The 21,867-nt window shown below is 56.3% G+C and carries 20 protein-coding genes and 1 pseudogene; 10 read left to right on the top strand and 11 right to left on the bottom strand.

All coding sequences use genetic code 11. The features are described from left to right. Positions 1-3 precede the first annotated feature (3 nt). From gsiC to M495_RS07200, 5 genes are all read right to left on the bottom strand, one after another. The gene (gene gsiC / locus M495_RS07220; protein ID WP_020825981.1) at positions 4-924 is read right to left on the bottom strand and encodes a glutathione ABC transporter permease GsiC; all 921 of its coding nucleotides are present in this window, start codon (positions 922-924) and stop codon (positions 4-6) included. Between the two features lie 50 nt (positions 925-974). Then, positions 975-2,513: a glutathione ABC transporter substrate-binding protein GsiB gene (gene gsiB / locus M495_RS07215; protein WP_020825980.1), complete on the bottom strand. Its 1,539-nt coding sequence runs from the start codon at positions 2,511-2,513 to the stop codon at positions 975-977. A 23-nt stretch (positions 2,514-2,536) separates the two neighbouring features. Continuing rightward, positions 2,537-4,414: a dipeptide ABC transporter ATP-binding protein gene (locus tag M495_RS07210; protein ID WP_020825979.1), complete on the bottom strand. Its 1,878-nt coding sequence runs from the start codon at positions 4,412-4,414 to the stop codon at positions 2,537-2,539. Positions 4,415-4,433: 19 nt separating this feature from the next. Next, a complete protein-coding gene (locus tag M495_RS07205; protein WP_020825978.1) occupies positions 4,434-5,390 on the bottom strand; it encodes an isoaspartyl peptidase/L-asparaginase family protein in 957 nt (318 codons plus the stop codon). Between the two features lie 409 nt (positions 5,391-5,799). Next, positions 5,800-6,336 carry a DUF924 family protein gene (locus tag M495_RS07200; protein ID WP_020825977.1) on the bottom strand — a complete coding sequence of 179 codons (537 nt, stop codon included), beginning with the start codon at positions 6,334-6,336 and terminating at the stop codon, positions 5,800-5,802. Between the two features lie 92 nt (positions 6,337-6,428). Here M495_RS07200 and moeA point away from each other — a divergent pair, with 92 nt between their 5' ends. After that, the gene (moeA, locus tag M495_RS07195) at positions 6,429-7,667 is read left to right on the top strand and encodes a molybdopterin molybdotransferase MoeA (RefSeq protein ID WP_020825976.1); all 1,239 of its coding nucleotides are present in this window, start codon (positions 6,429-6,431) and stop codon (positions 7,665-7,667) included. 2 nt (positions 7,668-7,669) lie between these two features. Continuing rightward, positions 7,670-8,425 (top strand): molybdopterin-synthase adenylyltransferase MoeB, encoded by a 756-nt coding sequence (gene moeB / locus M495_RS07190; RefSeq protein WP_020825975.1) that lies wholly within the window; start codon positions 7,670-7,672, stop codon positions 8,423-8,425. 99 nt (positions 8,426-8,524) lie between these two features. Here the strand turns inward: moeB and M495_RS07185 are convergent. The 3 genes and pseudogenes from M495_RS07185 to cynR all read right to left on the bottom strand — a co-directional run bounded on the left by M495_RS07185 (position 8,525) and on the right by cynR (position 11,677). Further along, positions 8,525-10,092, bottom strand: a pseudogene (locus M495_RS07185) (ABC-F family ATPase). A gap of 183 nt (positions 10,093-10,275) precedes the next feature. Further along, positions 10,276-10,692 (bottom strand): MchS3 family protein, encoded by a 417-nt coding sequence (gene mchS3 / locus M495_RS07180; RefSeq protein WP_020825974.1) that lies wholly within the window; start codon positions 10,690-10,692, stop codon positions 10,276-10,278. 103 nt (positions 10,693-10,795) lie between these two features. Beyond that, positions 10,796-11,677 (bottom strand): transcriptional regulator CynR, encoded by an 882-nt coding sequence (gene cynR / locus M495_RS07175; RefSeq protein ID WP_020825973.1) that lies wholly within the window; start codon positions 11,675-11,677, stop codon positions 10,796-10,798. A 114-nt stretch (positions 11,678-11,791) separates the two neighbouring features. Between cynR and M495_RS07170 the strand changes: the two genes are divergently transcribed. Next, a complete protein-coding gene (locus M495_RS07170) occupies positions 11,792-12,445 on the top strand; it encodes a carbonic anhydrase (RefSeq protein ID WP_020825972.1) in 654 nt (217 codons plus the stop codon). 18 nt (positions 12,446-12,463) lie between these two features. Further along, positions 12,464-12,934, top strand: coding sequence for a cyanase (gene cynS / locus M495_RS07165; RefSeq protein ID WP_020825971.1), 471 nt, complete (start codon positions 12,464-12,466; stop codon positions 12,932-12,934). 71 nt (positions 12,935-13,005) lie between these two features. Here cynS and M495_RS07160 read toward each other — a convergent pair whose 3' ends face one another. The 3 genes from M495_RS07160 to M495_RS07150 all read right to left on the bottom strand — a co-directional run bounded on the left by M495_RS07160 (position 13,006) and on the right by M495_RS07150 (position 15,133). Next, the gene (locus M495_RS07160; protein WP_020825970.1) at positions 13,006-13,500 is read right to left on the bottom strand and encodes an AAA family ATPase; all 495 of its coding nucleotides are present in this window, start codon (positions 13,498-13,500) and stop codon (positions 13,006-13,008) included. 224 nt (positions 13,501-13,724) lie between these two features. Beyond that, positions 13,725-14,072, bottom strand: coding sequence for an antibiotic biosynthesis monooxygenase family protein (locus tag M495_RS07155; protein WP_020825969.1), 348 nt, complete (start codon positions 14,070-14,072; stop codon positions 13,725-13,727). Further along, the gene (locus M495_RS07150; RefSeq protein ID WP_020825968.1) at positions 14,069-15,133 is read right to left on the bottom strand and encodes a cytochrome P450 family protein; all 1,065 of its coding nucleotides are present in this window, start codon (positions 15,131-15,133) and stop codon (positions 14,069-14,071) included. The genes M495_RS07155 and M495_RS07150 overlap by 4 nt, the downstream gene beginning before the upstream one ends. 79 nt (positions 15,134-15,212) lie before the next feature. Between M495_RS07150 and M495_RS07145 the strand changes: the two genes are divergently transcribed. The 6 genes from M495_RS07145 (at position 15,213) to M495_RS07115 (ending at position 21,811) form a co-directional block, all read left to right on the top strand. Next, complete coding sequence (locus M495_RS07145) at positions 15,213-15,896, top strand: ArsR/SmtB family transcription factor (protein WP_020825967.1); 684 nt, start codon at positions 15,213-15,215, stop codon at positions 15,894-15,896. 62 nt (positions 15,897-15,958) lie between these two features. After that, a complete protein-coding gene (locus M495_RS07140; RefSeq protein WP_020825966.1) occupies positions 15,959-16,666 on the top strand; it encodes a glutathione S-transferase N-terminal domain-containing protein in 708 nt (235 codons plus the stop codon). 267 nt (positions 16,667-16,933) lie between these two features. Continuing rightward, entirely contained in the window at positions 16,934-18,361 is a 1,428-nt protein-coding gene (gene phoA / locus M495_RS07135; RefSeq protein WP_020825965.1) for an alkaline phosphatase, read from the top strand. 188 nt (positions 18,362-18,549) lie between these two features. Continuing rightward, complete coding sequence (locus M495_RS07125; protein ID WP_020825963.1) at positions 18,550-19,122, top strand: GNAT family N-acetyltransferase; 573 nt, start codon at positions 18,550-18,552, stop codon at positions 19,120-19,122. A 447-nt stretch (positions 19,123-19,569) separates the two neighbouring features. Next, on the top strand, positions 19,570-21,147 hold the full coding sequence (locus tag M495_RS07120) for a malate:quinone oxidoreductase (protein WP_020825962.1): 1,578 nt from the start codon (positions 19,570-19,572) through the stop codon (positions 21,145-21,147). Positions 21,148-21,352: 205 nt separating this feature from the next. Further along, entirely contained in the window at positions 21,353-21,811 is a 459-nt protein-coding gene (locus M495_RS07115; RefSeq protein WP_020825961.1) for a helix-turn-helix domain-containing protein, read from the top strand. Positions 21,812-21,867: the final 56 nt, after the last annotated feature.

Here is a 21,867-nt window from a genome sequence, read left to right as displayed (position 1 = left end):
CCCTCATTTGTATCGTATTGCCGGGTTAATTGCCGCATACAGCAGGTCCACCAACAGGTTAATCAGAATAAACTCCAGCGAGAACAGCAAGACTTCGGCCTGGATCACCGGGTAATCACGCATCTCAACCGAATCGACCAGCAGCCTGCCCAACCCCGGCCAGTTGAAGACCTTCTCCACGACGATCGAGCCACCGAGCAGGAAGCCAAACTGCAATCCCATCATGGTGACGACCGGGATCATCGCGTTGCGCAGCCCGTGTTTCACTACCACCATGGTTTCCCGTACGCCTTTGGCGCGCGCGGTACGCATGTAGTCTTCCTGCAGCACCTCAACAAACGAAGCGCGGGTAAAACGCGCCATCACCGCCGCTACCGCAGCCCCAAGGGTGATGGAAGGCAAAATATAGTGCCGCCAACTGTCGGCGCCCACCGTCGGCAACCAACCGAGATTGACGGAAAACACCTGCATCAGCAGCATACCCAGCGCAAAGGCGGGGAACGAAATCCCGGAGACCGCCAGGGTCATGCCGAGACGATCGGGCCAGCGGTTGCGCCACACGGCCGACACCATGCCGATGCCCATACCGAAAATCACCGCCCACAGCATGCTGCTCAGCGTCAGCCACAGGGTCGGTAAAAAGCGCGAGCCGATCTCTTCGCTCACCGGGCGCTTGGAAACCATCGAGGTTCCGAAATCCCCCCGCACCGCATTGACAAAAAAGTGCACGAACTGTTGCGGCAGCGGCTTGTCCAGCCCCAGATCCTTACGCACCAGCTGTACTACCGCTTCGTCGGCTTCCGGTCCTGCCGCCAGCCGCGCCGGATCGCCGGGCAGCATATGGACGAACAAAAACACCAACACCGCGACAATCAGCAGCGTCGGGATCAGGCCCAGCAGTCGTTTAAGAAAATAATTAAGCATCTTGGGTGCGTCCCTTCACCCCGCCCTCCACGAGAGCGGGGATCGGTGCCTTATTTAAGATCGGCATTATCAAAGTTGAACGAGGTATCCGGCATCACGTAAAAGCCGCTCAGCTGTTTATTGTTAGCCGACAGCAAGCGCTCGGTGGCCAGGAAAATCCATGGCGCATCTGCCCAGATACGATCCTGCGCGTCCTTGTACAGTTTCTGCTTCTCGGCACGGTCGGTGGTCGCCAGCGCGCCGGTCAGATCCTGATCCACCTGCGGATTACTGTAAAACGCCGTGTTGAACTGCTTCGGCGGCGCAGCCTGGGTTGAGAACAGCGGTGATAAGGCCCAGTCCGCTTCACCGGTTGATGCTGACCAACCGGTGTAGAACATACGCACGCCGGTGTCTTTCACCCCAACGCTTTCCACCTGGGCCGCACGCTGACCGGCATCCATCGCCGTCACCGTCACTTTCACGCCAACCTGCGCCAACTGCTGCTGGGCAAACTGCAGCACTTTCTGCGCGGTGCTGTGGTTATGAGACGACCACAGGGTGGTGGTGAAACCGTTAGGATAACCGGCCTCTTTAAGCAGTTCGCGCGCCTTGGCCGGATCATAAGGCCAAGGCTGGTAACGGGTGGCAAAATCGATCGCTGGCGGCACCGGGCCTTCCGCCGGAACGGCGTAGCCGGAGAACGCGACCTTGATCAGCGCGTCTTTATTGATGGCGTAGTTCAACGCCTGACGCACTTTCAGGTTATCGAATGGCTTTTGAGTCACGTTCAGGCTGATATAACGCTGCAGGATCGACGGCGCGGCCACCAAATCGAGCTTGGCATTGCCTTCCAATACCTTGGCCTGCTCATACGGGATCGGGAAGGCAAAGGTCGCCTCACCGGTCTGCAGCATGGCAGCGCGGGTATTGTTATCCACGACCGGGCGCCAGGTGATGCTGTCGAGCTTCGGCAGCCCCTGTTTCCAGTAACCGTCAAACTTTTTCACCTTGACGAAATCGGTCTGGTTCCAGGTCACGAACTGATAAGGGCCGGTCCCCACCGGGTGGAAACCAATCTCTTTGCCGTACTGCTTCAGCGCGGCCGGCGAAATGATCACCGCCGCCGGGTGCGCCAGGTTGTTGATAAAGGCCGAGAATGGCGCTTTCAGCACGATCTTCACCGTATTGGCGTCCACCACTTCGGTTTTGTCGATCATTTTGAACAGGTTGTAGCGCTTGAGGTGATTGTCCGGGTTGCTGGCGCGATCCAGGTTCACCTTCACCGCTTCGGCGTTAAACTCGGTGCCGTCATGGAATTTCACTCCCGGATGCAGCTTGAGGGTGTAAGTCAGGCCGTCTTTGCTCACCTCATAGCTGTCCGCCAGCACGTTCACCAGTTTCATGTCTTTATCGAAACCGAACAGGCCCTGATAGAAGGATTTGGCCACCGCCTGCGACAGCGTATCGTTGGCGTCATACGGATCAAGCGTGGTGAAATTGGACGCGACGGCGATCACCGCATCTTTCGCAGCCCAGGCTGGGCCGGCGACCGCGGCCGCCAGCAGCACGGCGCCCGCTAATGCCTTACGTTTGAATGAGTGCTTCATGGTGCTTGTCTCTCCTGAGGTCACTAAAAGGCACCGGCGATCGGATGGCGGGCGACAAAATGCCCCGGTCCAACCTGCACTAGCGGTGCGGTAACGGGTTCATCGCCCAGCGCGCGGATCGGGCTGGGGATTTCATCGACCAGCAGCGGCTGGCGTTTATAAGCATGGTTAGGATCGGCCACCGGCACCGCCGCCATCAGCTTGCGGGTGTAAGCGTGCTGCGGGTTCTCAAACACCGCCCGACGCGGGCCAATCTCGACAATCTGCCCGAGATACATCACCGCTACGCGGTGGCTGATGCGCTCTACTACCGCCATATCGTGCGAGATAAACAAAAAGGCGATGCCGAACTCACGCTGCAGATCGAGCAGCAGATTGACGATCTGCGCCTGAATCGACACGTCGAGCGCCGACACCGATTCGTCAGCGATCACTACCTTGGGATTAAGCGCCAACGCGCGCGCAATGCAGATTCGCTGCCGCTGGCCGCCGGAAAACTCATGCGGATAACGACGCGCATGCTCTGGTTTAAGCCCAACGCGTTCCAGCAGCCAGGCCACGCGCTCTTGTGCCGCCTTGCCACGTGCCACGTTATGTACCAGCAGCGGTTCCATGATCGAGAACCCGACGGTCAGACGCGGATCGAGCGAGGCGTAAGGATCCTGGAAGATAAACTGGATGTCCCGCCGCAGGTGCTGCAGCGCCGGGCCTTTCAACTGATTGATTTGACGACCGTCAAAGGTAATGGTGCCGCGCTGGCTGTCCACCAGCTTCAACAACGAGCGGCCAGTCGTGGATTTGCCGCAGCCGGACTCTCCCACCAGCCCCAGCGTTTCGCCGGGGTAGAGATCAAAACTGACGTTTTCCACCGCATGCACTCGCCGGGTGACGCGATTTAAAATACCGCTGCGTAGGTCAAAGCGCGTAACCAGATTTTCTACCCGCAGGATCGGCGTCGCCCCCGGCGGTACGGTATTCTGTGGCCCGCCATTGTCTGCGCCGTTCGGCAACGGGAATTTCGCCGGGAAGTCCAACTCCGCCATTGATCCCAGCCTGGGCACCGCCGCCAGCAGCGCTTGGGTGTAGGGCTGTTGCGGCGCGGCAAACAGTTCGCGCACCGGCCCCTGCTCCACCTGTTCCCCCTGACGCATGACCAGTACCCGATCGGCTATCTCCGCCACTACCCCCATATCGTGGGTAATAAAAATGACCCCCATCTGCATTTCCTGCTGCAGTACGCGGATAAGCTGCAGGATTTGCGCCTGAATGGTGACGTCCAGCGCTGTGGTAGGTTCATCGGCAATCAATAAGGCCGGCTTGCAGGACAGCGCCATGGCGATCATCACCCGCTGGCGCATACCGCCGGAGAGCTGATGTGGGTAACGGTTAAGTACGTCTTTGGCTTCGGGAATGCGCACCAAATCGAGCATCTGCAAGGCGGCTTGTCTGGCGGCGCGGTGATCCATCGCCTGATGCAGGCGCAGAGATTCGGCGATCTGTTCCCCTACCGGGAATACCGGGTTCAGCGAGGTCATCGGTTCCTGAAAGATCATCGCCATATCGGCACCGCGCACCGTGCGTAATGTACCCTGACGTGCGTGGGCCAGATCGAGCACCTCGCCGTTACGCCGACGAAAGGGCATCGTCCCGCTGACGATGTTGCCGCCGCCCTGTTCGACCAGGCGCATCAATGCCAGAGAGGTGACAGATTTACCCGAACCGGATTCACCGACGATCGCCAGCGTCTCACCGCGATCGAGATCAAATGACAGGTTGCGCACCGCTTCTACGGTATCGCCCTGTTGTTGAAATTGGACGCTCAGATCGCGCACCGACAGCACGCGCTGCGGCGGCAATAATAGCCCGGCGTTGGCCGCAAGCGGCATTAAGGCATCGGTCATGCACCCTCCTGGCGATCGGTTAGCGGTAAATCCCTACGGACGGCGCATCGCCGACATAACCGAAACCGCGGTACATGCCTTCACTGTTGAAAGGCAGCGCCACGTTGCCGTGACTGTCGATGGCAATCATGCCGCCGCTGCCACCCATCGCCAGCAGTTTTTCCATCACCACCCGGTCAGTGGCCTGCTGCAGACTGAGCCCGGCGTACTCCATCAACGCGGAAACGTCATAGGCCGACACGCCGCGCATGAAGGTTTCCCCGGTACCGGTGCTGGAGACCGCCACCGTGGCATTGTTGGCGTAACAACCGGCACCGATGATCGGCGTATCCCCCACCCGGCCGGCCTGTTTGTTGGTCATGCCGCCCGTCGACGTTGCGGCCGCCAGGTTGCCCAGGGCATCCAGCGCCACCGCGCCAACGGTACCGAATTTACGATCGGGGTCGATCGGCTCACCGCTTTGCGCAGCGCCATCGTGATCGAGCAACACACGCCCAAGCTCGGCCTGAGCACGGTGCAGTTGGTCAAAACGTGGTTGGGTAAAGAAGAAATCGGGTGCGACCATTTCAAGATCGTGGGCGGCGGCAAATTTCTCCGCACCCTCCCCAGCGAACAGCACGTGTTGGCTGTTTTCCAATACCGCGCGCGCAGCCAGCACCGGATTGCGTATCCGGCTGACGCAGGCCACGGCACCGGCATCGCAGGTGCTCCCATCCATCACACAGGCATCCAACTCGTGGGTGCCCTGATGGGTGAATACCGAGCCTTTACCGGCATTAAACAATGGGCACTCTTCCAGCAGCCTCACCGCCTCGGTGACCGCATCCAGGGCGCTGCCACCCTGGGCCAGGATCTGCTGGCCGGCGGCGACGATGTCGGACAACGCCTGAATATACTCCTGTTCCTTTTCAGCACTCAGCGCCGCACGGGTAATTGCGCCCGCACCGCCATGAATGGCAATCACTGGTTTGCTCATTTGCCTGTCACCCTGTGTTAATCCTGCCAATCCCGCCCCTCATTGAAGGGGAAATAGATTCACCTCGGCGGCAGCCCACAACGCGGCGGCCGGCAAGGCGACGGGTATAATTATTATTCGGCCTTTTCCCGACTATATTTAGCCGCGCTATCGAAGTAAAGCATAAAGTCTTCGCCCAGCTTTTAGCGTAGCCCGCTTAGATTATTTCGCACATTGAAATAGCTTAATGGAATAAAAACAGAGAGTTATAAATTGGAAAAACCGTTCTGAATAACGATTGGGATTTTTGGTAGAAACCCGTGAGGGGCACACAGTAATTACCGGCAAAAATAATCGATATCTCTAAATATCCGGCCGTTGTGCGTTCAACCTGCTGTTTTTTAGCCGGCTGAACGCAGATGATCAATATTTAGAATCCTGACCCCGGCAACAGCAGAAATGCTTCCTCCTCCGGGGTAGAGACTCGGCCTAATATCGCATTACGGTGTGGGTAACGGCCAAAGCGGTCAATAATGGCTTTGTGCCGCACTTCAAACTCCAACTGATTGGCATTGCCCAGCTCGGTATACAACGCCAAAGCCTGTTGATGAATCAACGCCGACTCTGAATGCATAAAGGGCAAATAGAGAAAGCCCCGTTGCTCTGGCGTAAGTCGTTCACATTGCCCACTACGGACCGCTTCCTGTGCCAGCACCAACGCCATGCAGTCGCTGGCAAATGAACGCGGCGTGCCGCGGAACAGGTTGCGACTGAACTGATCGAGCACGATCACCTCCGCCAACCGCCCCTCAATGGTGTCTCGCCAGTGCGCCAGCTCGCCGGCGGCGGCGGCCTGCCAGATCTGACCAAAGCGCGTATGCAACAGGCGATCGAAATCATCGTCCTTTTTGAACCACATTGCCGGTTCGATCTCGTCAAACCAAAAGTCTAATACCTGTCTGTGCATCACTGCCTCCCGTTGTTTACTTCAGCATAGCATCCTTCATAATACCCCCACTTTGCCGCCATTTGTCGCGCACCCTGATTACGGAGTTCCTTATGGATCATTGCCATACTTCCGATCTTATTTCCCTGGAGCAGGCGTTGGAGAAGATGCTCAGCCAGATCTCCCCCCTTCAGCAAACCGAATCCATTGCCCTGACCGCCGCCGCCGGCCGCATTACCGCCGCACCGGTTATTTCGCCGATTGATGTACCGCCCTTCGCCAATTCGGCCATGGACGGCTATGCCGTGCGCCTCGCCGATCTGCAAGCCAACGCGCCGCTGCCGGTCGCGGGCAAAGCTTTTGCCGGTGCTCCGTTCGACGGCGACTGGCCAGCCGGTACCTGCGTACGCATCATGACAGGCGCGCCTGTCCCAGCAGGGGCCGAGGCGGTGATCATGCAGGAGCAGGCCGAGATCAGCGATGCCGGCGTGCGCTTCACGGCCGAAGTGCAAGCCGGGCAAAATATTCGCCTGGCGGGGGAAGATATTCGCCAGGGTGCCGGGGTTTTACCTGCGGGTATCAGACTGGGCGCTGCGCAGTTGCCGCTGTTGGCCTCGCTCGGTGTCGCCGAGGTGCAGGTGGTACGTAAGTTGAAGGTGGCGGTATTCTCCACCGGCGACGAGTTACAGCCGGTCGGGCAGCCGCTGCAGGCGGGCCAAATCTATGATACCAACCGCTTTGCCGTACGCCTGATGCTGGAACAGTTAGGGTGCGAAACGCTGGATCTGGGCATTATCCGTGATGATCAAAACGCGCTGCGCGCCGCCTTCGAGCAGGCAGACCGCCAGGCCGATGTGGTGATCAGCAGCGGTGGCGTCTCGGTCGGTGAAGCCGACTACACCAAGCAGATGCTCGACGAGCTGGGCGAAGTCGGCTTCTGGAAGCTGGCGATCAAACCCGGTAAACCCTTTGCCTTCGGCAAGCTCAAGCAGGCTTGGTTCTGCGGCCTGCCGGGCAACCCGGTTTCTGCAGCGCTGACCTTCTACCAACTGGTGCAGCCGCTGTTGGCGAAGCTGGCGGGCCACAGCGACTGGCATTTGCCACCGCGTTTGCAGGCTCGCGCCCTGACCCCCTTGAAGAAAGCGCCGGGACGCCTTGATTTTCAGCGCGGCGTGTTTAGCAGCAACGCTCAGGGCGAGCTGGAAGTGAGCACCACCGGCCATCAAGGGTCACACGTGTTCAGTTCTTTCAGCCAGGGTAACTGCTTTATCGTGCTGGAGCGCGAACGCGGCTCCGTAGCAGTGGGCGAAAAAGTGGACATTGAGCCCTTCAACGCCTTGCTGAGGAGCTGAGCATGCTGCCGGAATTAACCGATGCCGAAGCGCTGCGCTATAACCGCCAGATTATCCTGCGTGGCTTTGACTTCGACGGTCAGGAAAAACTGAAGGCCGCCCGGGTACTGATTGTCGGCCTCGGCGGGTTAGGCTGCGCCGCCGCCCCCTATCTGGTCGCGGCGGGCGTCGGCCACCTGACGCTGGTTGATTTCGACACCGTTTCACTCTCTAACCTGCAGCGCCAAATTCTGCACCGCGACGCGCGCATCGGTATGGCGAAAGTTGAATCGGCCCGTCTCGAACTCAGTGCCATCAACCCACATGCTCAGATAGAAACTGTTGATGCACAGCTGGACGACGACCAGATGGCGGCGCAGATTGCCGCCTGCGATTTGGTGCTGGACTGCACTGACAACGTGGCGACGCGCAATCTGCTAAATCGCCTCTGTCATGCTCAGCGCAAACCCCTGGTGTCCGGCGCGGCGATCCGCATGGAAGGGCAGCTCAGCGTCTTCACCTATCAGCCCGGAGAACCCTGCTACCGCTGCCTGAGCCGGTTATTCGGCGACAATGCCCTCACCTGCGTCGAGGCCGGTGTCATGGCACCGCTGGTCGGCACCATCGGCACGCTGCAAGCGATGGAGGCCATCAAACTGCTGACGCAGTACGGCCAACCGCTCACCGGAAAACTGCTGATGTTTGATGCCATGACGATGCAGTTCCGCGAGATGAAGCTGCCGAAGGATCCGCAGTGCGACGTTTGCGGTGGGGAATAGCAGAGACAAAAAAGGCGGGAATGCTCCCGCCTGAGTTTGATGACAAATTCGTCACCGGTTATAGCTTCGGGCGCAGCATGCAGCGCCCCTGCCGCTGGGTTACACGATACCCTGGCTACGCAGATAATCTTCGTAGTTGCCGGTAAAGTCGATCACTTTGGTCGGCGTCATTTCCAGTACGCGGGTCGCCAACGAGCTAACGAATTCACGGTCGTGGGAAACGAAGATCAAGGTGCCTTCGTACATTTCCAGCGCCATGTTCAGCGACTCGATGGATTCCATATCCAGGTGGTTGGTCGGTTCATCCATAACCAGGATATTAGGACGCTGCATCATCAGCTTGCCAAACAGCATGCGGCCCTTCTCCCCCCGGACAACACCTTCACTTTCTTCTTGATGTCGTCCTGGCTGAACAGCAAACGGCCCAGCACGCTGCGCACCGCCTGCTCGTCGTCTTTTTCCTGCTTCCACTGGCTCATCCAGTCGAACACCGTCAGGGTGTCATCGAATTCGTATTCGTGATCCTGAGCGTAGTAACCGATCTTGGCATTTTCAGACCATTTCACGGTACCGCTATCCGGCAACGTATCGCCCACCAGCGTTTTCAGCAGGGTAGATTTACCGATACCGTTCGGGCCCAACACCGCCACTTTCTCGCCCACTTCAACCATCAGGTTGAACTTGCCGAACAGAGGACCGTTGTCGAAACCTTTGGCCAGCGCTTCCACTTCCAGCGCGTTACGGAACAGTTTTTTGTCCTGTTCGAAACGGATGAACGGGTTCTGACGGCTTGAAGCCTTAATTTCTTCCAGCTGGATCTTGTCGATCTGGCGGGCACGTGAGGTTGCCTGCTTGGATTTGGAGGCGTTGGCACTGAAGCGGCTCACGAACGATTGCAGTTCGTTAATCTGCGCCTTCTTCTTGGCGTTATCCGCAACCAGACGTTCACGCGCCTGCGTAGCCGCCGTCATATATTCGTCGTAGTTACCCGGATACACGCGCAGCTCACCGTAGTCCAAATCCGCCATGTGAGTACAAACCATGTTCAGGAAGTGACGGTCGTGCGAAATGATAACCATGGTGCTGTTACGTTCGTTCAGCACCTGCTCCAGCCAGCGGATGGTGTCGATGTCCAGGTTGTTGGTCGGTTCGTCGAGCAACAGAATTTCCGGATCGGAGAACAGCGCCTGCGCCAGCAATACGCGCAGTTTGAAGCCCGGTGCGATTTCGCTCATCGGGCCATAATGCTGTTCAACCGGGATGCCGACGCCGAGCAGCAGTTCGCCGGCGCGCGCTTCAGCGGTATAACCGTCCATCTCGCCGTAGGCCACTTCCAGATCGGCCACTTTATAGCCGTCTTCTTCGCTCATTTCAGCCAGCGCATAAATGCGATCGCGCTCTTCCTTCACCGCCCACAGTTCGTTGTGGCCCATGATGACGGTGTCCAGCACGCTGTATTGCTCGAAAGCGAACTGATCCTGACGCAGTTTACCCAGGCGCTCGTTCGGGTCGAGGAACACGTTGCCGCCGCTCGGCACCAGATCGCCGCCCAGGATTTTCATAAATGTGGATTTGCCGCAGCCGTTGGCGCCGATCAAACCATAGCGGTTACCGCCGCCAAACTTAACGGAGATGTTTTCAAACAGCGGCTTACTGCCAAACTGCATAGTGATGTTGTTAGTGCTTAACACAGCGCTCGCTCTTCATATCATTGGGAATGTGATTTGGCGCGCATTATGCCATAACGGGCAACAGAGATCGCGGGAAGTTTCGGTGACAATTTGAGCAAAGGTGCGGCGGCAGGCCAAGTGGAAAGAACGTCTCGGCCTGAGGGAGGTGAATGCAGAGGTTTACCAACACCCCTGTTTTAGAATACTGAAATAAACATCGCTGAATTTTTCTTTCCTTAAAACATCCCCTTTCAAAACCGAAACCGGTTGATCCCACACTTGGGTGAAATTGGGTTCGCCGGTTTTGTTATTGAGCTTTTTTAAGCCACAGGCAGCATAAAGTTTCGCTTCTGGGGTTGCCTGCGGGTTATTGGCAATACGCAAAAAAACGGCCCCCGCGTCCTGGTAGGTTAGGATTTCTATTACTTCGGTTTCTCCGGCACTACCAATGCCAACAAACCCGTTCATTCCCAAAGAGAAATGAGTCACCTTGGATAAATTATTTTCTGTCGCTTCACGGTGTTGCTCAGCGGCGTAACCGTTGAGGGAAGAGAAAGAAACAAAAACCAAAGTAATAACGCTCAAGATCCTTTTCACAAAAACCTCCCTATTCAGCCAAGAATGAAAGTGACGATCGGACCAGCTCGGTGCGCCAGACTACCACGGTATTTAGCCGGTTTTATAGCGGGCCGAAATGTCCCTAGCTAAATTTCTGCCGGTGCAAGACCTCGATAAACGCCCGTGACGCCGCGCTACGGTAGGCGTCTTTACGCTGCAACAGCACCGCCCGGCGAGCGGGCATGATCTCGGTAAGCCGTACCGGGTGCAACTGCGGGTTTTCCTGCGCAACCGCTGCCGGTAGCAGGGTAGCCAGTTGGCCACGTCGCACAATTTCAATGATGGCACCAATTGCGTTGGCCTCCATTGCTACCCGGGGGCGGATCCCCTGTCGACGACAATAATCGTCGATAAATTGACGGGTAGCAAAGTCCTCGCTCAGTAATACCAGCGGTTGCTGTTCGAACACCTGTGCACTCAAAGGCTCACGCTGTTGAACCAGCGGGTGCTGAGCTCCAACCATCATATTCAGTGACTCGGTAAACAGCTCCTCGGCCACAATATCCACCGATTGCGCCTGACTGAACGCGATCCCCACATCCAGCCGGTCTTCCGCCAGAAGCGCCTCGATCCTGTCCTGCGTCATTTCATGAATACTCACCGAAACACCCGGATATTGCCGATAAAAAGCATCGATAACAGGCCCCACCAGATAGGCGGTAAAGGTTGGCGTCATCGCCAGCCGCAAATTACCGCGCTCCAGCGTCGCCACGTCGTGGATCGCCCGAGTGCCGGCTTCCAGATCCTGCAGCGCCAGCCGGGCATAGCGCATCCAGCCCATACCGGCGTCGGTCAGGCGCACCGTTCGGCCGGAACGATCAAACAGAGGCGTTCCCAGGTTTTCTTCCAACTGCTTGATTTGTTGCGACAGCGTCGGTTGCGAGACGTGTAGCGCTTCGGCGGCGCGGGTGAAGTTGCCCTGTTCGGCAACGGCAAGAAAATAACGGATGTGTCGCAGCAGCATAACGCCTCAACTATTAGTAATTCCTATGGTGACCATTATAAATGGGTCTTAGACCCTATAGCCAGAGCGGCGCATCATGCCCCCATCGCTTAACAGCATCCTGATGGAGACAGCATGAAAGAGGTTATTGAGGGTTTTTTGAAGTTCCAGCGCGAGGCGTTTGTCGAACGTTCCGAACTGTTCCGGCAGTTGGCCACGCGCCAGAATCCACGCACCCTGTTTATCTCATGTTCCGACAGCCGCCTGGTGCCGGAACTGATCACCCAGCGTGAGCCGGGTGACCTGTTCGTGATCCGCAATGCCGGCAATATCGTGCCTTCGTTCGGCCCGGAGCCGGGTGGCGTAACTGCTTCTGTGGAATATGCCGTCGCCGCACTCGGCGTGGAAGATATCGTGATCTGCGGACACTCCGACTGCGGCGCAATGACCGCCATCGCCACCTGTCAGTGCCTGGATCATATGCCAACCGTAGCGAATTGGCTGCGTTACGCCGATTCAGCCAAGGCGGTGAATCAGGCCCATCCGCATACCTCTGAAAATGAACGCGTCAGTTCGATGGTGCGTGAGAACGTCATCGCACAACTGACCAATATTAAAACCCATCCTTCAGTGGCGCTGGCGCTTGAGCAGGGCCGGTTGAAGCTGCACGGTTGGGTCTATGACATTGCCAGCGGCTGTATTGAAGCGCTGGATGGCGAAACCCGCCGCTTTATTCCACTGGCCACCAATCCAAATGTCACGGCTACCCCTGCCGTATCCCGTTTTTAATCTCAATAAGGAGATAACATGACACAGTCCCTGCATTATTCATCCCCACGCGAAACCTTGACCGACACCATTATGGCCGCCAAGATCCGTAAAAAACTGACCTTCGAAGCGATCAACCAGGGTACCGGGCTGAGTCTGGCCTTCGTCACCGCCGCTCTGCTGGGTCAGCATCCGCTGCCAGAACAGGCGGCGCGTGTGGTGGCCGCCAAGCTCGATCTGGACGAAGACGCCATCCGTCTGCTGCAAACCATTCCGCTGCGCGGCAGCATCCCAGGCGGTGTGCCGACCGATCCAACCATTTATCGCTTTTATGAAATGGTGCAAATTTACGGCTCCACGCTGAAAGCGCTGGTGCATGAGCAGTTTGGCGACGGCATTATCAGTGCGATTAACTTCAAACTGGACATCAAGAAAGTGCCGGATCCGGAAGGTGGCGAACGCGCAGTGATCACCCTGGACGGTAAATACCTGCCGACCAAGCCTTTCTGATCCTGACGATGCCGGCGATAGCGTCGCCGGCATTGGGTGCTTTTCTCCGCAGTCTCTGCGCTTCACCCCATCTATTCACCATATCTGATAAGGCTCAGGCGTTCTTCTTCGGTAGGGGCGACAAAATATTGCGTGAGCAGATCGAAGGTCTCTTCACTGAGCACAAAGGGATGTTCACCTTGCTCATTTCTGTGTTTTATTCTGCTCTTGCACTGCGCATTGCTGACGTCCAGAAAATGCAGGCAGTGCGCTACACCGGCCTCCTCCGCCACTTGTCTGGCCCATAAGCGCCGATCCGGCGTATTCATCGGAAAATCCAGCACCACCGACAGACCATGCCGCAGCAGTTGCACCAAATGCTCGCTCAACACCTGCCGCAGGTTGGCGGAATAACGAACGTAGTCCTGTAGGGTTTTCATCTGCTGGTCATATAACGTTGCCAACCAGCTATCTTCAACGATCAGCAGCGTATGGGGCTGCTGCGCCAGTCGATTTGCCAGGGTTGATTTGCCGGAACCGGCTTTGCCGCACATCAAATGTAAAACGGCGTGGGAGGAATTATTCATGGCGTTCTCCTGAAGGTGAGTACCGGCAGGAGGAAAAGATGACCCGCCTTACCGGCGGGTTTTAGCATGACACAGACGCGCTATCCCACCACTCCGAGAATGGTGATAATAATCTGCGCGAATGAAACCTTGTTTATGCTCATACCTTATCAATAAGGCAAATCCCCACATATTGTCAACAACGCTGTGCCTCACAGAGTCATAACTGATAATGGCCGCGCACTTTACCCCGCGTGATAGCCGCGGCTGTCATGAGGGGTCTGTTCTCGCTGATCCAGACCATAGTCCCGCACCACCTCAGCCACCCGCAGGCGATACTGTGCCAGCACGCCATGGCGGCCCCGTTTCTGTGCGGCTCGGTGCTGCTCGACATTTCGCCACTGCTGTACCGCCGCCTCATCACGCCAAAAGGACAATGACAGCAGCCGCTGCGGATCGGCCAGGCTTTGAAAACGCTCAATGGAAATAAAACCGTCAATTTCTGCCAGTAGCGGCTTCAGATCGGCGGCCAAATCAAGATAGGTCTCACGCTGGCCGTCAGCGGCCTGCAGCTCAAAAATAACGGCAATCATAGGGCGCTCCTGTCAGAGAAAAATTCGGGTACGCGCGCATTTTGCGAAAACCGCCAGCGAACGTTGTTCAACGTTTGAACATCAACGCCCAATGCCAATAAATGCTGAATGCCACACTGTGCGATAATTTTCGCCCAGTCAGCCCCCGGGCAGCGATGCGCACCTTCGCCGAAAGCAAAACTTTCGTCTCCTGCACACAGCAAAACCAATACGCTTTGTCCGGCCAACACCTGGCAGCCGGCGACCTGGGTATCCTGCCGGGCAAAGCGGCGAGTATTTTGGATCGAGGGCATTTCAGTCAGTATCTGTTCAATGCGTTGTGGCACACTTTCCGTGTTGTCGCCCATCAGCAATAACGTCTGACCGATCAAACCGGCGGTGCTTTCGCAGGCCTGGAGCATCAAACCGATGGCATTGGCCACCACGACCCGATCTTCAATGCCGAGTTGTGCAGATACCTGCTGCAATTCCTGCCATAGTGGACCACAACAGTTTGTGAGACGTGCCGAAATAGATTCTACCGCCCGGATCCCGAGCGCCACCTGAGGCGCACTGCCGCCAGGCGCTATACAGCGGGAAAAGTCCAGTATCTCGTCAACCAGCTCAGTCCATTCCTTGGCGGGGATGCCCAAAAGTGCCGCGATAACACACACTGGCAGAGCATAATTAAAACGGGTGATCTGCCTCGCATTCGCTATTGCAGGCATCAATTCTTGCGCCACAGCCCTCGCGGTTTGTTGGACTAGAGATGAGTCAAAAGCCGCTAAAGTTTGCACGATGGCCTTTTTAAGCCTGACATGCTCGTCGCCATCTCGCATACGCACCAAATTGCCAAAGATGGATTGCGCCGGTGTACCCAGCAAGGCTGCCGGGATAGGTTCATCTGTGGGCCGAACGCCAAAGTCAATATTGTGCAAAACCTCCCGCACGGCTAAAGGCGAAACGGCGAGCCAACTTTGCTTTTGCGGCTGAAACTGCATGGGTTCCAATTGCATATAATTGGCCCGCGGATCATCGGCCGTGACGGCAGCAATGGCGCGGGAATAAGGGCAGGTTGCCATGTTGTTCTCCAGTAGGTTTGGCCGGTGTGAACCCATCCTAACGGTGGACGCACAGCCATACTTCGCCTAATCTCGAAGTATGAATAACATCGATATTGAAGATCGTCTGGCGGCACTGAGCGGTGCCATTGCCGACCGCACCCGGGCGCGCATGCTGTGCCTGCTGATGGATGGTCGCGCTTATACCGCCACCGAACTCAGCGCCGCGGTGGACGTTGCCGCCTCAACGGCCAGCGGCCATCTGGCACGCCTGCAGGAACAGCGACTGATCGCCTGCGTCAAGCAAGGGCGTTACCGCTATTTCCGTCTGGCGGGGCCGGAAGTCGCCGCCGCGCTGGAAACGCTAATGGCACTGGCCGGCGTCGAAAAGCCCGTGGTGAAAAGCACTACTCCGACGTCATTGCAATTCGCCCGAACCTGTTATGACCATCTGGCCGGTGAAGTGGCGGTAAAACTGCACCAACGCCTGCATCAGCTAACCTGGTTAGAAGGTGAGGAAGACTATCGGTTAAGCGAGGCCGGCCACGCTGCACTCACTCGGTTGGGCGTCGACTGTTCCCCTGCGCCCTCACGAAGACGCTTCGCCTGCGGTTGCCTGGACTGGAGCGAGCGCAAGGCCCATCTGGGTGGTGCATTAGGTGCGGCGATGCTTACCGCATTTATTCGTCGTGGCTGGATAAAACGCCAGTTGGAGAGTCGTGAACTGCAGCTCACCGCCAGCGGGAAAAAAGCGCTTAAAGCACATTTTGACCTCACTGTTTAACCTCACAACAGGTTAGTTTTGGTGCAATACTCAATAAGCAAACCGTCAACCCGAGGACTCCCATGCTCGATCAAACCCAATTCCCAATCACCAAACTGTGGCCGGCGCAGCATCCGGAGCGGCTGCAGCTCTATTCGCTGCCCACGCCGAACGGGGTAAAAGTTTCTATCATGCTGGAGGAGATCGGCCTGCCGTATGAAGCGCACCTGATCGACATCGGCAAAAACGAGACCTGGACGCCCGAGTTTTTGTCGCTGAACCCGAACGGCAAGATCCCGGCAATCATCGATCCCGATGGCCCTGGCGGCAAGCCATTACCCCTGTTCGAATCCGGCGCCATTCTGCTGTATCTGGCGGAAAAAAGTGGCAAGTTCCTGCCGCAGGATCCGGCTCTGCGTTATGAAACCATTCAGTGGGTATTTTTCCAAATGGCGGCCGTTGGCCCCATGTTCGGTCAGCTCGGCTTCTTCCACCGTTTCGCCGGTCGTGAATACGAAGATAAGCGCCCGCTTGAGCGTTATAAGAATGAGTCGAAACGCCTGCTGGGCGTACTGGAAAGCCGGCTTGAAGGCCGCGACTGGATCATGGGCCAGGATTACACCATTGCCGACATTTCACTGTTGGGCTGGGTGCGTAATCTGATCGGCTTCTACGAAGCCCGCGAGATAGTCGATTTCGACAGTTTCCCACGCGTAGGGCAATGGCTGGAGCGCGGTCTGGCACGACCGGCGGTGCAACGCGGCGTCAACATTCCCGCCCGCAGCGAATAATGGCTTGCCTGGGATAGCCGCCCGGCTATCCCTTTTGCGTCTTCTTTGTCGTCATAAAAGTGTCACACCCCTGCATTACCCTCCCTGCCTAACAAGTTCGTGTTATACCCCTATGATTTTTAAGCCACAGTCAGGCATCCTGCTCGCTCATCCCCAGGCGCTTACTCCAGTAAGTAACTTGGGGTTAGCGAGTGCTGGTAACCACGCTGTAGCTTGAAAGGCGACCGGGTATTTATGTTTTTATATTACGACAAGGAGCTTTCCCCGATGTTGCAGCCAGTTTCCCTGATCGCCAGTGCCGTGTTATCCGCCTTATTATGCTCAAGCGCCTTCGCCGATGAGACGCCGGCCAACGCTGCCGGACTTTCCGAGCGTGCGGCTCGCGGCAATATCGTTGAACCCGGCGGAGCACGTCGCCTGAGTGGCGATCAAACCGCGGCATTGAAAGCTTCGTTGTCTGATAAAACGGTCAAGAATGTGATTTTGCTGATTGGCGACGGCATGGGCGATTCGGAAATCACTTCGGCACGCAACTATGCCGAAGGCGCAGGCGGCTATTTTAAAGGCATCGATGCCCTGCCGTTAACCGGCCAATACACCCATTATTCGCTGGACAAGAAAACCCACAAGCCGGATTACGTCACTGACTCCGCCGCCTCGGCGACTGCCTGGTCCACCGGCGTCAAAACCTATAACGGCGCGCTGGGCGTTGACGTTAATGGCAAAGACCAACCGACCCTATTGGAAATTGCCAAAGCGGCGGGTAAAGCCACCGGCAACGTTTCCACCGCAGAGTTGCAAGACGCCACACCTGCGGCGCAGATTTCCCACGTCACCTCGCGTAAATGTTACGGCCCGGAAGAGACCAGTGAAAAATGCGCAACCAACGCGCTGGAAAATGGCGGCCGCGGTTCGATCAGTGAACAGTTACTCAAAGCCCGCGCCGACGTCACCTTAGGCGGCGGAGCAAAATCCTTTAATCAGTTAGCCAAAAGCGGCGAATGGCAGGGAAAATCACTGAAAGAGCAGGCAACTGCATTAGGTTATCAGTGGGTGGAAAACCTCGATGCCCTGAACGCCGTTAACGTCGCCAATCAGCAAAAGCCGCTGCTGGGGCTGTTTGCCGCCGGCAATATGCCGGTACGCTGGCAGGGGCCGAAGGCCAGCTATCACGGTAATCTCGACCAACCGGCGGTGACCTGTCAGAACAACCCGGCACGTACGGCGGATATCCCGACGCTGGCGGTTATGACCGAGAAAGCCATCGACCTGCTGAAAACCAATAAAAACGGATTCTTCCTGCAGGTCGAAGGCGCATCGATCGACAAACAGGATCATGCCGCCAACCCGTGCGGCCAGTTCGGGGAAACTGTCGATCTGGATGAAGCCGTGCAGAAAGCATTGGAATTCGCCCGTGCCGACGGCAACACTCTGGTGATCGTCACCGCTGACCATGCTCACTCCAGCCAGATTATCGCCGCCGACGCCAAAGCGCCGGGCCTGACGCAAATGCTGACCACCAAAGATGGCGCGCCGATGACCATCAGCTACGGCAACTCGGAAGAGGATTCGCAGGGCCACACCGGCACCCAGCTGCGTGTTGCCGCCTACGGCCCGCATGCCGCCAACGTCGTCGGGCTGACCGATCAGACAGATTTGTTCTATACCATGCGTGACGCCATGGCGATCAAGTAAGCTAACGACCCCGTCCGCTGATTAATTAAACCCTGTTCATCGTTGCTCACGCCGGCGATGAACAGGGTTTTCGCCGTTTGAAACCTCCAGGCTACTGCTATATTGTGGGACCTGTATTCCTCGCAAAAATGTTCTGCCCTGTCCGTAAACAAACCAATGTGATCCCACCCGACAATAAGGATGAGCTCTTGCATTTGATTACCCTGCCCTTCGACACCGAACGCCTGCAACTGCGCCGCTTCACGCCCGACGATCTCGAAGCCTACTCGACTTACCACCGTTTGCCGGAGGTCTATCGTTATCTGTATGCCCCCACCCCGGACAACGCGCAACTGGCCGATCAGCTTGCTCAGGCGATAGCTTCGCGCTTCTGTCAGGACGGCGATATTTTTTATTGCGCCGTCACCCTAAAGGACAGCGGAGAGTTGATCGGTGAAGTGTTGTTGAAACTGGCTAACCGCGCAGCATTACAAGCCGAGATCGGTTATATCTTCAGCCCGGTTTATGCCGGTAAAGGTTATGCCAGCGAAGCCGTGCAAGCGGTGTTGGATCGGGGGTTTAACCAAGTGGGCTGCCACCGCATTTTTGCCCGGCTCGATGCTGCCAATCAGGGGTCTATCGGGGTCGTCGAACGTCTGGGGATGCGCAAAGAGGCGCACCTGCGACAAAACGATCGTTTCAATGGCCAATGGGGTGATGAACTGATTTATGCACTGCTGAAAGAAGAGTGGCCGTCGGCAGCAATGAAGGCCCGCCGCTAAGCGTCAACCAGCATCTTGGCCGCACTGAAATGCCCGGCGGCCATTTTCATTTTGTTACCTGCTGCTATTTGCCATTATTCCATAAATATTGTGTGATAATGGCATATCGTTTAAATCAGCGGCAATTAGACCTTATTAATTTAGCGGTTATATTTAAATAAAAATAATAAATGAATGATTCCTGCCTTTAATAGGCTTTTTTTAGTTACAAAAGTAGTTTTTAACAATATTGCAAACAATAATATCCCCGCAGTAACCAGAGTTGAACAACCTGTCCCCAGACAGCCTGTAATAATCCACTTTTCGTTAAGAAAACGATTAACAAAAAGACATTATCACTGTCACTCGGCTTAGCCGGGCGGGTTAGTTTTACTTATTTCCAGGGTAACTCCCGATAAATTCTTTCACCTGCAATGAGTAGAATTTACACACAAGAGATTTGATTCAATGAGAAAATTACTCGTCCTGATCTTCTGTCTGAACCTGTTTGGCGTTACGCAACAGGCGACGGCGGAAGAGAATAAGTCCGTTGATGTGGTACTGATCGGCGGTGGCATCATGAGCGCCACGCTGGGGACCTACCTGCATGAGCTGGAGCCAAACTGGTCCATCGACATGTATGAGCGCATGAACGGCGTGGCTGAAGAAAGCTCCAACGGCTGGAACAACGCCGGTACCGGTCACTCCGCCTTCGCTGAAATGAACTATACCCCGGAAAAAAAAGACGGCACCATCGACATCAGCAAAGCCGTGGTGGTTAACGAGTCTTTTGAAATCTCGCGTCAATTCTGGTCTTATCAGGTGAAAAATAACGTCCTGAAAGATCCAAAATCCTTTATTAACAGTGTGCCGCACATGAGCTTTGTCTGGGGTGACGACAACGTCAACTTCCTGCGCAAACGCTATGCCGCACTGCAACACAGCACCCTGTTCCGTGGTATGGAGTACTCAGAAGACCCTAACCAGATTAAACAGTGGGCTCCGCTGGTGATGAACGGCCGCGATCCGGCGCAGAAAATTGCTGCGACCCGCATGCCGCTGGGTACCGACGTTAACTTTGGCGTGATCACCCACCAACTGGTGGACACGCTGACCAAAAACCCGAACTTCAAGCTGAACCTGAGCCATGAAGTCCGCGACATCAAGCGCAATGCCGACAACACCTGGCGCGTCACCGTGGCCGATCTGAACCGCGACGGCAAAGAAACCACCGTGAATGCCAAATTCGTGTTTATCGGTGCAGGCGGTGCTTCTCTGACGCTGCTGCAGAAAACCGGCATTCCTGAAGCCGAAGGCTACGGTGCCTTCCCTGTCGGCGGTCAGTTCCTGGTCACCACCAACCCGGAAATCGCTGACCAACACCTGGCCAAGGTTTATGGCCTGGCCAGCGTAGGTTCACCGCCGATGTCGGTTCCGCACCTGGATACCCGCATGCTGGACGGCAAGCGTGTCTTGCTGTTCGGACCGTTCGCCACCTTCTCCGGCAAGTTCCTGAAAAACGGTTCACTGTTCGACCTGCTGCACTCCCTGAGCACTTCGAACCTGATGCCAATGACCCACGTCGGGCTGGACAACTTCGACCTGGTGAAATACCTGGTGGGTCAGTTGATGATGAACGACGACGATCGTTTCGCTGCGCTGAAAGAGTACTTCCCTGAAGCCAAACAGGCAGACTGGAAACTGTGGACCGCCGGCCAACGCGTGCAGATCATCAAAAAAGATGCAGATAAAGGTGGCGTACTGCAGTTCGGTACCGAAGTGGTCAGTTCCGAAGATGGCAGCATTGCCGCTCTGCTGGGTGCATCACCGGGCGCATCAACTGCCGCACCGATCATGCTGCACCTGATGGAGAAAGTGTTCAAAGATAAAGTGGCTACGCCGGAATGGCAGAGCAAACTGAAAGAGATCATTCCGTCTTACGGCCACAAGCTGAACGGCGATATTGAAATGACCAACAAGATCCGCGGCTACACCAGCAGCGTCTTGCAGTTGGACTATATCGAAGTGAAGCCGGAAACTAACTGATCCCCGCCTTTCCCCTCTTTGCTCAAGGCCGCCACGTGCGGCCTTTTTCATTTCCCTGCGACCCAAAGAGCACGTTTAGCCACCTTTTTCCTCCGGGTTAACACTTGCGTAACCCGTCTCTGCGGCCTATTATCAAAGCATCAACTTGGATAATTACTATTACCTACTGTGACCTGAATGTCGTACCCGCAGGAGAACTAAAACAATGGATCGCGTTAATATCATTCACGATTTGCTGGACTGGATTGAAACCCATCTGGATCAGCCGTTACTGTTAGACAACGTAGCGGCGAAGTCAGGCTACTCCAAGTGGCACCTGCAAAGGATGTTCCGCAGCACTACCGGGCATGCTTTAGGCAGTTACATTCGCGAGCGTCGACTGTCGCAAGCCGCGCAAGCACTGCGTTCGACCCCGCGCCCTATTCTCGACATTGCCCTGCAGTTCCACTTTGATTCTCAGCCGTCTTTTTCACGCGCATTTAAAAAACAGTTCGGCAAAACGCCGGCGGTTTATCGTCGCACAACCCGCTGGGACGTCGCAGAGATGCACCCGCAGCCGATAGAACCGCTGAAAGGGCATCGCCATGAGTCCCCTGGCGTGCATCTGTGGTATGCCGGTAAATGCCTGGACAGTGTCTGTACCAACTGGGTTGGTCAACACTGAGAGAAATTGCATTAAAAAAGGGGTTCAGCCTGCGCTGAACCCCTTTTTTTATTGAG

The sequence above is a fragment of the Serratia liquefaciens ATCC 27592 genome (assembly GCF_000422085.1).
Lineage (GTDB): Bacteria > Pseudomonadota > Gammaproteobacteria > Enterobacterales > Enterobacteriaceae > Serratia > Serratia liquefaciens.
This window is presented reverse-complemented; position numbering and strand designations above follow the sequence as displayed.